We start from the raw sequence: 13,867 nt of genomic DNA, 5'->3' as shown, positions 1-13,867 counted from the left end.
GGCCTATGTATAAAAAAGCCCGAAAGCGTTACTACATACTAAAATTGACAGCGGCAATCCTATTCTTGCTTTCTATAATCCTGTTCTTTACTTCACGCTATCTGAGCGCAAAGTTTAAACCTTTGATCAAAGTCCAGTTAAAAGAATTGGTATTAAATGCAACGGATAGCCTTTACCGCATTGAGTTTAGTGATGTCAGTACCAATTTCATTACCCGTGGTGCCGCGTTAAGCGATGTGAGGATCATTCCGGATACCATTATTTTTAAAAAGCTGATTGCGTTAAAAAAAGCGCCAAACAATATCTATTACATTACGTTAAAAAGGCTAACTATTAAAGACTTCCATCCACAAAGGCTTTTAAAGCATAAAAAGTTAAACATCGATGTCTTATTGTTTGATCATCCCGATGTAACCATGATTAACCGTCAATTTGAATTTAATGAGGTTAAAAATTCTTTCCCGGAAAAAACACCTTATGATTATATTTCAGATTATCTGAAAGAACTGCGGATCAGAACGGTCGATTTTAAAAATATGCGTTTTAAGTATGTCAATCAAAATCTGCCGGTTCCGAAAATAGATTCTGTAAACAATTTAAACATAACCTTAAAAGACTGGTTGATTGATCCCCATTCCGCGCAAGATCAAAGCCGGATCTACCTGTTAAAGGACATCTCCATCAACTTAAATAATTATACGTTTGCCAGCCCGGATAGTCTGTACCATATTAATTTAAACCAGCTTAACTTTAAAGCATCATCGGGCAAGCTGAATATCAATAGCTTTAGCGTGGTTCCAAGATACGATGAAATGGCTTTTGGACAAGTAAGCGGCTTTTCAAAAAAGAGGCTTAACATCCAGATGAGTGATATCAGCATGAGCGGCATTAACCTGCCGCTTTATATTTTAAAGCAGGAACTGGAAGCAAAGGAGATGAACATTGCCAATGGCTTTGTTTCTATTTTTAATAACAATGCGCTGCCCTTAAAAAAGGAAGACCGGTTCGAACTGTTTCCACACCAGCTCATGCAGACCATGACTTCCAAGTTCTCCGTTAAGCGGCTTAATGTAAAGGATGTTGATATCAGCTATGCAGAGTTTGACCGCGATAGCAGGCAACGGGGAGTGATCACCTTTAACCGTACTTCGGGTACCATATCTAACGTAACCAACAGAGAAAAAGACAAGACAAAGCATCCATATATGCTGGCTGATTTAACCAGCTATATGATGGGCAGGGGCAAGCTGGATGTTAATTTTAGGTTTGATCTTCAGGCAAAGGATGGAGCTTTCACCTATTCAGGGGTTCTTGGGCCAATGGAAGGGCGCGTGCTTAACCGGATTACCAAGCCATTAGGTATGGTAGAAGTACGAAGCGGAGCGGTTAAGAAACTGGAGTTTAAAATTGAAGCCAATAACCATATAGCCAATGGCGATCTTCGTTTTGCTTTCAATGATCTTTCATTGGGCCTGCTAAAAAAGCATGAAGAAGAAAACAGACTGGTTAAGCAAGGATGGATGTCATTTATAGCAAATGCAATGATCATCAATTCTGATAACCCCAATAATGCAGGCATTTTTATCCATGCCCCAATCCATTATGAACGGGAGCCTAAAGGTTCATTGTTTAGTTTCATTTGGAAAACCTTGTTTACAGGTATTAAAGCCAGTGTAGGGGTAACAACAGAAAAGGAAGAAAAGATCCGTGGTCAGATTGCAAAGTTTGAACAGATAAAAATAGACCGCGATAAGCGAAGGGCAGAACGGCAAAGACGCAAAGTGAGGCGTGAAAAAGAAAGAGGGGATTAATTAAATCCCCTCTTTGCATTATATATTATCTTAACAACGTGTTCTATTTTAACAATTCTGCCGGAACAGGTTTGTTTAATAAGTTCTGATAGTAAAAACGGAACCGTTCAGACCTGTCGTGTGCCGTTTTAGCGCCACCCCATCCATGTCTGCCGCCCGGATAAATCATCAGCTCAAAATGTTTGTTTGCATTTTGTAGTTTATCTACCAGCTGAATGGTATTTTGCATATGCACATTATCATCCATATCACCATGCATAATACGCAATAAACCTTTGTATCGGTCTACATAGGTAAGCACAGACGCATTCTTATAGCCTTCAGGGTTTTCCTGCGGGGTATCCATAAAGCGCTCCGCATAATTGGTGTCGTATAATTCCCAGCTGGTAACCGGCGCACCTGCATAGCCAAAGTCAAAATCATCAGCACCCATGGTCAAAGCCAGGCAAGACATGTAGCCGCCATAGCTATGGCCGGTAATCAGTAGTTTCTTATTGTCTACCCAGGTTTGTGCTTTTAGCCAGCGTGCTGCGGTTGTGTAATCTTTCATTTCCCATTTACCCAGATTGCGGTGCATTAAGGCAACGCCTTCTTTACCAAACTGTCCGGATGCACGGTGATCTACAGAGATCTGGATCACGCCTTCGTTTGCCCACCATTGGTTTCCAACACCTTTCCAGGTATCCGTTACATTGCCGGCATTAGGGCCGCCATAGATGCTCATTACAACCGGATATCTTTTGTTTTGATCAAAATCTGTTGGATACGTGATAAAAGCAGGAAGGTTATAACCATCATCAGTAGGAATGGTGATCATTTCCGTTCTTCCAAAATTATAAGAGGCAAAATCTTCCGCTTTACTGTCGCCAAGTTCTTTAATTATTTTTCCTGTGTTGGTTAACAAGGTTCTGCGGGCAGGCGTAGACACATTTGAATACGTGGTAATAAAATGAGTTCCATTGGTCGACATCTGGATCTGGTGGTTGTAATCACCAAAAGAAAGACGTTTTAAGTTTTTCCCATTGTAGCCAATGCGGTAAAAATCTGTACGGGTAGAAACCTCTTTGCGGGCGGTAAAATAAACCACTTTATTTTTCTCATCCACATGTACCAGGTTTGTAACCTGCCATTTGCCGCTGGTAATTGGATTGATCAGTTTTCCATCAAGGGTATACAGGTAAAAATGTGCCCAGCCGGTTTTATCACTTTTAAGGATATAATGTTTTTTGTCTTCGAGGTACTCAATGCGCCCGTCATAATCCAGGTCCACCCACGAAGCTTGTTTCTCGTCATAGATCTCTTTCTTAACGCCGGTTAGCGGATTCACAGAATAGAATTTCAGGTTATCCTGACCACGGTTCTGCCATTGCACCATTAAGTTACTGCCGTCAAAACTCCAGTATGGAGTTCCAAAATATTGGTCGTCCTTTTGGTTAAAGTCGGCCCATACTACGGTTCCGCCAGCGGCAGGAACAAAACCTACCTTTACTTCCGGGTTAGGATCGCCAGCTTTAGGGTAACGTGTTTTCTCTGTATAGCCGTGTTGTCCTGTAGAACCGTTGATTGGGAACATCGGGACTTTAGTGTCGTCAAAACGCATAAAAGCGAGGTTCTTACTATCCGGAGCCCACCAGAAAGCCTTGTAATTGGTTGCCCTGCCTAAAATCTCTTCGTAATATACCCATGAAGACCATCCATTATAGATCACATCAGTAGCGTCTGTAGTATAGCGGATCTCTTTTCCGGTTTCTACTTCAACCGCATAAAGATCGTTGTTGCGGGTAAAGGCAACATACTTTCCGTCTGGAGAGAGGGTAGGGTTCTTTTCTTCGTCGGTATTGGTGGTTAAGCGTTTGGCTTCATCTTTCCCGTATTTAATGTATACATCCTTATCCCTTACAAAAACAGTTACGTTGCTTTTTGGAGGAGGTGTATATTCAGTTCTTGAGCCTGATTTTACATCAACAGCATAAAGCTGGCGTGTTTTTGGATCTGCTTCAATGTAATGGCTGTCATCAGCCCATCCGGTAACCGCATTCATGGGTTTAGTCAATGAAGGCTGTCCGTCAAATATTTGCTGCTGGTTTAATCTTTTAAGTTGTGCCTGTACAGAAACAGCACTGGTTAATGACATAGCGAAGCAGATCAATACGGTTTTTCTCATTATAATTTAGGGGTTGTTTTTTTATAAGATCCAGTTCCAGCCAAATTCATCCGGTGCAAGTCCGTAACGGATATCATTCAATGTTTTAGCAATATCTCTGGAGATGGTGCGGGTTTCAGGATTCGTTAACGTGTACAATTTGCCCAAATAGCTGATTTCGCCAATAGGCGTAACCGTAGCGGCAGTACCAGCAGCAAAAGCATCGGTTAAGCGGCCGTTTTCAATACCTTCAATCACTTCTTTCACGCTTACCCGTCTTTCTTCCACCTCAATACCAGCTTTGGTAGCCAGCTGGATGATGGTGTCACGGGTTATACCGTCCAGTACCGTGCTTCTAACAGAAGGGGTAACCAGTTTTCCGTCAATGACAAAGATCAGGTTGGCAGTTCCGGCTTCTTCAATATATTCATGAGAAACCGCATCCGTCCAGATCAGCTGGTCAAAGCCTTCTTTTTGTGCTTCGGCAAAAGGGTGTAAGGAGCGTGCATAGTTACCGGCAGTTTTGGCAAAGCCAACGCCACCTTCATCAGCACGGGTAAATTCAGTTTCAATTTTAACTTTCAGCGCTTTGCTATAGTATGGGCCGGTTGGCGTAGTTAATAATGCAAAGGTATAGGTGTCAGAAGCACGAACACCCAGGTAAGGGTCTGTAGCGAACATAACCGGGCGGATGTATAATGAATAACCTTCCTGGGCAGGTACCCATTTTTCATCGATCTCGATCAATGCAGCAATACCCTGCATAAAAATCTCTGTGGTAATTGCAGGCATAGACATGCGGGCAGCCGATTTATTAAAGCGTTCCAGGTTTTTTTCAGGTCTGAACACACTGATCTTGCCATCTGCCTGGCGGTAAGCTTTCATGCCTTCAAAAATAGCCTGTCCATAATGTAAGGCCGAAATAGCCGGACTCATCGGGATTGGGCCAAAAGGCAGTATCTGTAAATTAGACCAGGTTTCATTGTCATATTCAGCAATGAACATGTGGTCAGAAAATACCTTTCCAAATGGTAACTGAGAGAAATCGGTTACCGTTAATTTGCTTTGTGCTGCTTTATTTATGGTGATGTCTAATGTATCGTTCATTTTAGTAGTGGTTTTGGAAGGACAAAGTTAAGAAAAATGCCTCTTTTTACGGTGTTTTATTTTGCAATAAACAAGGTTTATTGCTCAGTTTTAAGTGTTTTCAATACACTAAGCACCCATCCCTTACCCCATTCTTCCATTTGTTCTGCAGTCCATAGAAAAGGGTAGAAAATGCGTTTCTGAAAACGCGGGGGCAAATACTTTTGCCAGTTTGTACCTCCGGTAGCGGCAATGTCAACCGGGTCGCGTTCCAGGTATCTTACCGCAGATTTATAGTGCGATAAAGGCCATTCTACATTGACAAAGATGTCCAGTTTACAGAGCTCTTCGCCCAAAGCGGTCACATCCTGTCCTTCCTGCTCCAGTTTGTGGTACAGCGCCGCGAAGTTGGTGTGCTGCCTGTCTTTAACCAGCTGCAGAAACTGATCAGCATATTTATTAATGAATTGTTTTAAGGTTAGCGTTTGCTTTCCACTGGCCAGTTCAGTAGCACCAAACTTCCAGTAAATGTGCTCAAACTGTTCCTCTATAGGCGCGCTTGTCAATTCTTCTCTTTTGCTTTTATCAACCAGGCGGATAAAATTAGTGGCACAGATCTCAATCATGCGGTACTGACCGGATTGAAAGCCGCTGGCCGGCAAAAGGGACATGCGGAATTTCAGGAACTGATCTTTTTCCATTCCATTTACCATGACTTCAAAAGAAGAAACCAGGGCATTAAAATACGCATTGATGCGTTTTACACGATCTGTAAAAAAGACAGCAGTAAGAGACTGGTGTTCGGCAATCTGTTTACACTCATGCAGCGAGAGCTTGAAATAAAGCTCCGTAATCTGATGGTACATGATAAAGATCTCTTCATCAGGGAATGGGGTTTTAGGACTTTGCAGGCTTAGTAAAGTGTCCAGGTGGATGTAATCCCAATACGTTAGAAAATCTGCGTACAGCAGGCCGTCCAGGTATGCAGCCATATCCTGGCCCATTGCTGCATACTTTTCCTGCAGTTTATCCAGCTTTTCCTTGATCTGTGGTGTCAGTTCCATGGTACAAATCTAATACAGAACCCTGAACTTTATGGTATGCTCAATCTTTTTTAATGATTTAAACAATTGCTCGTCGTATTGCGCGTTGATATCGGTAATTACATAGCCGATGTTGGGGTTAGTCATCAGGAACTGACCGTTAATGTTGATGTTGTGTTCTGCAAAAACGGTATTTACCTGTGCCATGATCCCGGGTACATTCTTGTGGATGTGGATCAGGCGGTGCGATTTTTCAATCCTTGGCAGCTGCAGGTTCGGGAAATTCGAACTCATATAGGTGGTTCCGGTATTCATAAAGTCCCGCATCCTTTTGGGGATAAAGTCTAAATTTCTGGGGTTGTGTTTAATGTCGTCAAATACCACAATCCCCTGTTCTGTACAGGCGGCAATGTCTATCTTATTCTTTGCCGTACCGAGGTAGCCCAATGTTTTTAACTTTACAGCCTGTTTTAATTTCACCGGATCAACCTTTTCGCCATCGGCCAAAAGGAGCATGTGCACATCGGCAATGTATTTCTCTTCAAAATCTGCTTTATGGCGAATGGAGAACCCGTCTTTTTTAAGCAATTCAATGCTTTGCTCCGGTACATCACCAATAATGAGGCATAAGATCCTGTTCTTTGGATAAGATATTGCCCTTGGCAAATTGTTCACATAGAGAAATTCGTCAAAACTGGGTGTTACATGGTCGGCCTTCTCTACAATGCTCTCCCTGGATATATTTTCGGTAAAGGCATAGAACTTTTTGATCAGGCCGCTTTCACGAAGCTGAAAATCAGAATAGCCGTCGCCAATACCATAAAGGTCGCCCTCCAGGTTCATTTGCTGCATCAGTTTAACCTTGCCGCCTTCCTCGCTTAAGGGGTTGGCATGGTCATAATCTATAATTTTACCATCACCAGTGGTTACAAAGGTATTGGCATAAATGTTTTCTTTTTTAATGTGGTACTGGCTTACCACGGGGGTTATAAACTCTTTAAATCCACCCGATACGATCAGCACCTCATCGGCATGATTTTTAAAGAATTCGGCATTGCGCGAGAAAGAGGCAGAAACTTTTTTCTTTAACCGGGTAATGAGCTGTTTTAAATGATCTTCATTGGCCTCCAGTAACTTTACGCGTTGGGCGAGGCTTTCGCTAAATGAAAGCTTCCCTTCCATGGCCAGGTTGGTATAGTCTTCAATTTTCTTAAAGATGGCTTCTTTATCCGGATGTTTTTTTAATGAGATCCGGGCCAGTTCATCTAAAGCTTCTACTTGGGTAAAGGTACTGTCAAAGTCAATAATGTAGAAATTCTTCATCTTTAGTTCAATTTTTTAAGGCCATTGCAGGTATCTGCTATACTTTGTTTAAGAGGTTTAAACTCAAACCCAAGCGTATTTTTTATCTTTTCGTTGCTATATAAGCTTTCATTCAGGCTGCTTCTTGCCGCGTCACTGGTTAGGGCAGCGGGTTTGCCGGTAAAGAGCGATGCAATTTTTGCGGCTCTCCATGCCATACCCAGCATCCAGGGTTTGGCTTCTTTTGCGGGTGCTTTAACCCCAAACCCATTTGCAATTTCAGTAAAAAATTGCTTATAATTATAATTTTCAGCAGAAATGGTAAAACGCTCTGCGCTTTCTTTACTATTCATTAAAGCGATCATGCTTTTTGCCACGTCAGTAACATCAACAATACCGGTAGCCCCCCTGGTATAAAAGGACAATCCTTCTTTAACCAGCTTAAAGATAGCGCCGCTGCCTGTAAACCCGGCACCTGCACCAATAATTACAGAAGGGTTCACAATTACCGCATCCAGCCCTTCGGCAATACCGCGCCAAACTTCCATTTCACCCTCGTATTTAGAAATGGCGTAAGCATGTGCTTTAGAATCGTATTCCCAAAAATCCTTTTCCGTGATGAGTGCTCCTTTTTTTGCATTGCCCAATGCTGCAACAGAGCTTACATGGAGTAAGCGGATGTTGTGCTCAGCACAAAGGTTAACGATGTTGCTGGTACCTTCAATGTTTATTTTAAGCAGTTTCTGTTTGTCTTTAGAATCAAAAGAAATAACGGCGGCACAATGGTAAACCCGGGTAATCCCTTCAAAGGCATCTTCTAAAGAAGAGATGTCGTTAATATCGGCAACAACCCATTCAATTCCGGTTTTATCTTTAACCAGGGGGGATATGGCAGAGTTGTTCCTTTTTAAGGCCCTTACCGTTAATCCCTGTTCTGTTAGCTGATGTAATAACTCCGTTCCTAAAAATCCAGTGGCACCGGTAACTAATATCATTTCATTTTTTTTAGGATGATCCATTAATATATGCGCTCAAAAATAGATATTTGATGCCATACATTTATAGCACCCTATGTCATTATCCGATTTTTTTTCACCCTTAAGTCCTGAGAAATTTACACCCAAGACCGGATTTTATACCAGTCAGTTGGGTTTAAAGGTCAATTTCTTTACGGAGAAATTTCCGGACCTGGAAGAAAATGAATATGATATTGCCATTATCGGGGTTCAGGATGACCGTGCATCCGTTAATAATGCAGGTTGTTCTCTTGGGCCAGATTACTTTCGCGAGCAGTTCTATACATTAAATGAGGGTGCTTACACCAGCAGGATCGTTGATCTGGGTAACATCATAGCCGGGGCTTCCATATCAGATACCTATATTGCGGTAAAGATGGTTGTTACCGAGCTGGTTAAATTGAGTATTGTGCCGGTGATCATTGGCGGCGGACAAGACCTTACCTATGCGCAGTACCTGGCTTATGAACCCCTGGAGCAGAAGGTGGATCTTGTTGTGGTAGACAGTAAGTTTGACCTGGACGAAGATGATCAGGAAGGGCTTAGCGCCAAATCAGATACCTATTTAAACAAGATCCTTTTACATCAGCCCAACTACCTGTTTAATTACAGCAACATCGGTTATCAAACTTATTTTGTAAACCAGGATAGTTTAAAGGTGATGAGTAAGCTTTATTTTGATGTACACCGTCTGGGTGAGTTTTCAGATCAAATTGCGTTAACGGAACCGATCATCCGCAATGCAAATATGATCAGTTTTGATATCGGTGCCATCCGTTCATCAGATGCAGGGGCAAATGCCAATGCAAGCCCGAATGGTTTTTACGGAGAGCAGGCTTGCGCTATTTCCCGCTATGCCGGTATGAGCGATAAATTAACGTCTATTGGTTTTTATGAGTTTAATCCGGCCTTTGATCAAAACGGACAAACGGCCATGTTGCTTGCACAAATGGTTTGGTACTTTGTAGATGGTTTTTACAACCGTAAGAAAGATTTTCCGCTTACCCCAAAATCACACTATCTCATTTACCGGGCAAGCCTGAGTGATGGAACAGGCGAGATGCTGTTTGTAAAGAGTAAAAAATCAGACCGCTGGTGGATGCAGGTCCCTTATCCAACCGGAATGTCAAAAAACGAACGGTTTCATCTCGTCCCCTGTCGTTATGAAGACTATACTACCGCTGTAAACGGTGAAATGCCGGATCTTTGGTGGCGTACCTATCAAAAACTGCTATAATATAACGGATTAAGCCTTATAATGCTCAAGTCCGTGTGGGCATGTAAGGTATTGAAACATTTAAATTGGCCTTATTTTGTGTTGTGGATCGTTAGTTTGTAAAATTCCGGTGTTTAATTGATAGTAAAAACATTTTTAATTAAATTTGATCATTACAATCAACAGAAAACCTTAATTCCCAAAAAAAGTTATAATCATGAAAAAATTATTGATCGCTGCAGTTTGCTTATTGCCCGCTGCAACTATGGCCCAGGGCACGTTTACTTTACAAGGTAAAGTAGGCAAGCTTAATGCTCCGGCAAAAGCCTATTTATCGTATTCGGCAAATTCTGCACAAGTAACAGACTCGGCAGTAATTAGCGGTGGTAAATTTACGTTTACAGGTTCAATCACTGGAATTACGTCAGCATATATCCGCGTTAAGCATGCAGATGTAGTTGCTAACGTGAATGCAAAGCCAGGAACTCCTGTTCCTGCAACAGATGTCCTTTCCTTTTACCTGGAGCCTAAAACATTAAACCTGGTTTCGGCTACAGATTCAGTTAAGTATGCAGTTATTAAAGGATCAAAGGTAAATGAAGACAATGTAGCGTATAAAGCGCTGACTAAATCTGCAACAGATAAAAATATCGCATTAAATGCAGAATACCGTTCAAAAACCCCGGAGCAGCGTAAAGATACCACCTATATGAAAACGGTATACGCACGCGATGCCGCCATTTCAAAAGAAATTTCAGAGATCAACAAAAAGTTCTATGCTGAAAACCTAAATTCTTATATCGGTTTAGTAGCCTATAGAAGCACCATGGGTTATTCTATTAATCCGTCTGTTGTAGAGCCTGAGTTTAATAAATTCTCTGCTGAAGTTAAAGCAAGTGAGTTGGGTAAAAGTATTGCCAAATCTATTGAATCGGCTAAGAAAACAGCAGTAGGCGTAATGGCGATGGATTTCACTCAGAACGACGTAAATGATAAGCCAGTTAAGTTGTCAGATTTTAAGGGTAAATATGTATTGCTTGATTTCTGGGCATCATGGTGTGGCCCATGCCGTGCAGAGAACCCGAATGTGGTTGCTGCCTTTAACAAATACAAAGACAAAAACTTTACGGTATTGGGTGTATCCTTAGATCAGCCAGGTAAAAAAGACCTATGGTTACAGGCTATTGAGAAAGACGGATTGACATGGACACATGTTTCTGACTTAAAATACTGGAACAACGAAGTTTCTAAAATGTATGGTATTCAGGCAATCCCTGCAAACTTCCTGATCGATCCAACCGGAAAGATCGTTGCTAAAGACATCAGAGGAGAAGAGCTGCAAAAGAAACTTGCTGAAATATTAGGAGCAGGACAATCTAAATAAGCACAGAATAATCTTAAAAAAAAGGCTGGTGATCATTTGATCACCAGCCTTTTTTTGTTTAATAACTTGTATATAAATGGATCTAGTTCGTTTTGATCTCTACACGTCTGTTTAAAACCCTTCCTTCTTCGGTCGTGTTAGAAGTTACAGGTTCTTTCTCACCGAAACCTTTTACGGTAAAACGGCTCGCATTAAGACCGGCATTTACAAGGTAAGATTTAACGGAGTTGGCGCGGTCTACTGATAAAGACAGGTTGCGTTCAGGAGTTCCTTCAGCAGAAGAGTGCCCGTTAAGTATAAAGCTAGTAGAAACATCTTTTTTCATTTCTGTAACGGCTTTATCCAGGATGGAGAATGAAGAAGTTTTCAATACATCAGAGTTAAATTCAAACTGGATGTTCCTGAAATTAAAATCTGGTTTTTCAACCTCTGCAGGTTTCTCCACTACTTTTTCTACCTGAGCAGGCGGAGCTGGTTGTGTTGGGGCCGGCTCGGGAGCTGTGGTTACTGCTGGAGTTGCAGGCTTGGCTGCCAGTTTTTTTGTTTTACAAGAATACAGTGACGTGCATAAGATGGCAATCAGCGCAATAAGTAAAAGGTTCTTTGTTTGTTTCATTTGTTAAAGTGTTTAATGTTTAATTGTTTGTGTGTGTCCTGCATGCTTCCATGCATTTCGCAACAATACTAATTATAACGTTTTTTAAATCCAAAACTTGTACGCTTTTTATTGGATAATCTTATGAAGTTGGCTTTTGATGTCGGGTATTATACCGTTCAGTAAAATAGTTTTATGATTGCTTTTTAAAAATAATTAATGGATTTAGCTTGTTTTTTCAGTTGAGATCAATTTTTATGAAAAAAAATAATGAATCAAAATAGTGCCTTAACGTTATTTAAATGCAGTTTTTTAGGTTGATTCATCCTTTTAAAACGTATAGCTATAAAATATTTTAAAAATACTTAGTGTATTTTATACACTATTAGAAATAATTACTATATTTGTAGTGTGAAACAGCGGAGTTGTTTCCTTAATAAAGATACAAACAGGTAATTCGATTTACCTTAAAGACAAAAATCCCGTTCATACTGGGTTTATATTTGGTTAGAAAAAGGCAGTGCTTGGATGAGACTGCCTTTTTTATTGAACAATAATTCGCAAGTGGATACAGGGAAGCTGAAGGATGATTAATTTATTTTACAACGTGGCACTTTTTTGAACATGAACATTCCGGACTTTCATATAAGTAGTTCCGGTTGGTCCTGGAGATCCGGAAGATCCTTCCATCTGGTAGTTAAGAATAATGTTAAAACGTTTTCCAACAAAATTCGCTCCGGTATGCGTAGCCTTTAAGGTTCCGTCAATCCAATATTCAATGGTTACATCGGTTGCATTTAATTTAGTAAGGTAGGCGGTATATGTATGCCAGTTACCCGGACTTGAAATGACATGTCCCTGGCTTGACCATCCTCCGCTTGGGTTTTTATAGGTATTTGTCCAGGTAGTGGTACTTCCTTTAAACTCCATGATATCGCTTTCCGGAGGCCAGGAGTCGGCCCCTGTAATCCACCAGGCCGGCCAGGTTCCCACTTGTGATGCACTTTGTACTTCTGCTGAAAATCTCCATTTAGGATACGCATCATTAACTATCGGAATTGCTTTTGCATGAACGGCACCTGAATAGTAGTGTATGGGCAGATAAGGGTCTTTTACACTGTTCCCTACGCCGGATGTTGGGGCGCTGGTAAATGTCAATACCCCGGCAGAGACCGCGATATTCTGAGTTCTCATTCTGGCTGTTCCATTGTGGTCCGATCCCCATGGATATAAGTTGTTCCAATAGGTGCTGAATGAACTAAAGGAGCTTGTAGGAATGACAGTTTCCCATGAAACAAGGGCAATAGCACTTGTTTTCTTTACAATCTGCTCAGGGTTAATTTGTTTTTCCGTTTCTTTTTTACAGGAAGAGATCATGGTATGGCATAGCAGTCCAATGATGATTAGGGTTAATTTTTTCATAATTTATATTTGGTTTATGTTAGCTTCCCTTTCATCCGCGAATGCGATATTAAAGGTCTTACAAAAAACAGCATAAATAGATTATTCCTGCGGGGACAAATTCATATATTGTGAGGGACAATCTGGTAAGTAATAGCTAAAATAAACCGGTGAAAATTTAACTCTTTAAATAATGATGCTCAAAACTACCTTATCCATTGTATTAGCCTTATGGCTAAGCCTATACGCCCCGGTTACCATAGAAAGTGATAAAGCCAGGTGGAAACCTTATTACACCGCTATTGATCCTGCAGCTGTAGTTGACGGCTGGTCGCTTCCGTTTGATGTGGCCAATAGAAAAGACATCAAACAGATTCGCGTAGTAAGCATCTTCGGGGATCACCGGGACAGCTACTATAAAGGTCATATACATACCGCGATAGACATCAATCCGTCAAAGCCAAAAACAAAGCTGGTATCGGTTTACGCCATGGCAAAGGGTGTGGTTTGCTCTATCCATTTAGGCGAAAATCAGAAAACAGTAGTGGTAAAGCATAAGCAGTCCAACGGCACTATGCTATTCTCTTCGTACAAACATTTAAAGGAAGTGTATGTGGTTAATGGGCAACAGGTAAATGCAAGTACCAAACTGGCGCGCTTGTTTACACCTGAAGAGTCAAAGAAATACGGTGGCGACTACCATCACTTACACCTGGAGATCCGCAAAAGCTTTGACGATTATGGCTGCGCAAGCTGGCTAACCATGAACAAGCAGCAATTGGATCTTCGTTTCTATGATCCCCTCGCATTCTTAAAATCAAACCTAAAATAAAATCTATCCTAAGCCAGCTGCCATGCCGGGTATAAATC

11 protein-coding genes are annotated in these 13,867 nt (G+C 41.3%); 4 read left to right on the top strand and 7 right to left on the bottom strand.

Features of this window, described 5'->3' with window-relative positions; genetic code table 11:
- Positions 1–5 precede the first annotated feature (5 nt).
- The gene (locus ATK78_RS06770) at positions 6–1,811 is read left to right on the top strand and encodes a hypothetical protein (RefSeq protein ID WP_133575343.1); all 1,806 of its coding nucleotides are present in this window, start codon (positions 6–8) and stop codon (positions 1,809–1,811) included.
- A 43-nt stretch (positions 1,812–1,854) separates the two neighbouring features.
- On the opposite strand, the gene ATK78_RS06765 is transcribed toward ATK78_RS06770, so the two are convergent.
- The 5 genes from ATK78_RS06765 to ATK78_RS06745 all read right to left on the bottom strand — a co-directional run bounded on the left by ATK78_RS06765 (position 1,855) and on the right by ATK78_RS06745 (position 8,380).
- The gene (locus ATK78_RS06765) at positions 1,855–3,975 is read right to left on the bottom strand and encodes a S9 family peptidase (RefSeq protein ID WP_133575342.1); all 2,121 of its coding nucleotides are present in this window, start codon (positions 3,973–3,975) and stop codon (positions 1,855–1,857) included.
- A gap of 21 nt (positions 3,976–3,996) precedes the next feature.
- Positions 3,997–5,061: a branched-chain amino acid aminotransferase gene (locus tag ATK78_RS06760; protein ID WP_133575341.1), complete on the bottom strand. Its 1,065-nt coding sequence runs from the start codon at positions 5,059–5,061 to the stop codon at positions 3,997–3,999.
- Between the two features lie 77 nt (positions 5,062–5,138).
- Positions 5,139–6,104, bottom strand: a complete 966-nt coding sequence (locus ATK78_RS06755) for a tryptophan 2,3-dioxygenase family protein (RefSeq protein WP_133575340.1) — start codon at positions 6,102–6,104, stop codon at positions 5,139–5,141.
- 9 nt (positions 6,105–6,113) lie between these two features.
- Positions 6,114–7,406: an HAD-IB family phosphatase gene (locus ATK78_RS06750; RefSeq protein ID WP_133575339.1), complete on the bottom strand. Its 1,293-nt coding sequence runs from the start codon at positions 7,404–7,406 to the stop codon at positions 6,114–6,116.
- Between the two features lie 2 nt (positions 7,407–7,408).
- Positions 7,409–8,380 carry an NAD-dependent epimerase/dehydratase family protein gene (locus tag ATK78_RS06745; RefSeq protein ID WP_133575338.1) on the bottom strand — a complete coding sequence of 324 codons (972 nt, stop codon included), beginning with the start codon at positions 8,378–8,380 and terminating at the stop codon, positions 7,409–7,411.
- Positions 8,381–8,456: 76 nt separating this feature from the next.
- Between ATK78_RS06745 and ATK78_RS06740 the strand changes: the two genes are divergently transcribed.
- Positions 8,457–9,638 (top strand): formimidoylglutamase, encoded by a 1,182-nt coding sequence (locus tag ATK78_RS06740; RefSeq protein ID WP_133575337.1) that lies wholly within the window; start codon positions 8,457–8,459, stop codon positions 9,636–9,638.
- Between the two features lie 196 nt (positions 9,639–9,834).
- Positions 9,835–11,001, top strand: coding sequence for a TlpA disulfide reductase family protein (locus ATK78_RS06735; protein ID WP_133575336.1), 1,167 nt, complete (start codon positions 9,835–9,837; stop codon positions 10,999–11,001).
- 82 nt (positions 11,002–11,083) lie between these two features.
- Here the strand turns inward: ATK78_RS06735 and ATK78_RS06730 are convergent, their stop codons facing one another.
- Positions 11,084–11,617 (bottom strand): OmpA family protein, encoded by a 534-nt coding sequence (locus ATK78_RS06730; RefSeq protein ID WP_133575335.1) that lies wholly within the window; start codon positions 11,615–11,617, stop codon positions 11,084–11,086.
- 579 nt (positions 11,618–12,196) lie between these two features.
- Positions 12,197–13,018, bottom strand: a complete 822-nt coding sequence (locus tag ATK78_RS06725; protein WP_133575334.1) for a glycoside hydrolase family 16 protein — start codon at positions 13,016–13,018, stop codon at positions 12,197–12,199.
- 172 nt (positions 13,019–13,190) lie between these two features.
- Between ATK78_RS06725 and ATK78_RS06720 the strand changes: the two genes are divergently transcribed.
- The gene (locus ATK78_RS06720; protein ID WP_243732465.1) at positions 13,191–13,829 is read left to right on the top strand and encodes a M23 family metallopeptidase; all 639 of its coding nucleotides are present in this window, start codon (positions 13,191–13,193) and stop codon (positions 13,827–13,829) included.
- Positions 13,830–13,867 lie beyond the last annotated feature (38 nt).

It is taken from the genome of Pedobacter metabolipauper, from assembly GCF_004362715.1.
Classification (GTDB): domain Bacteria; phylum Bacteroidota; class Bacteroidia; order Sphingobacteriales; family Sphingobacteriaceae; genus Pedobacter; species Pedobacter metabolipauper.
This window is presented reverse-complemented; position numbering and strand designations above follow the sequence as displayed.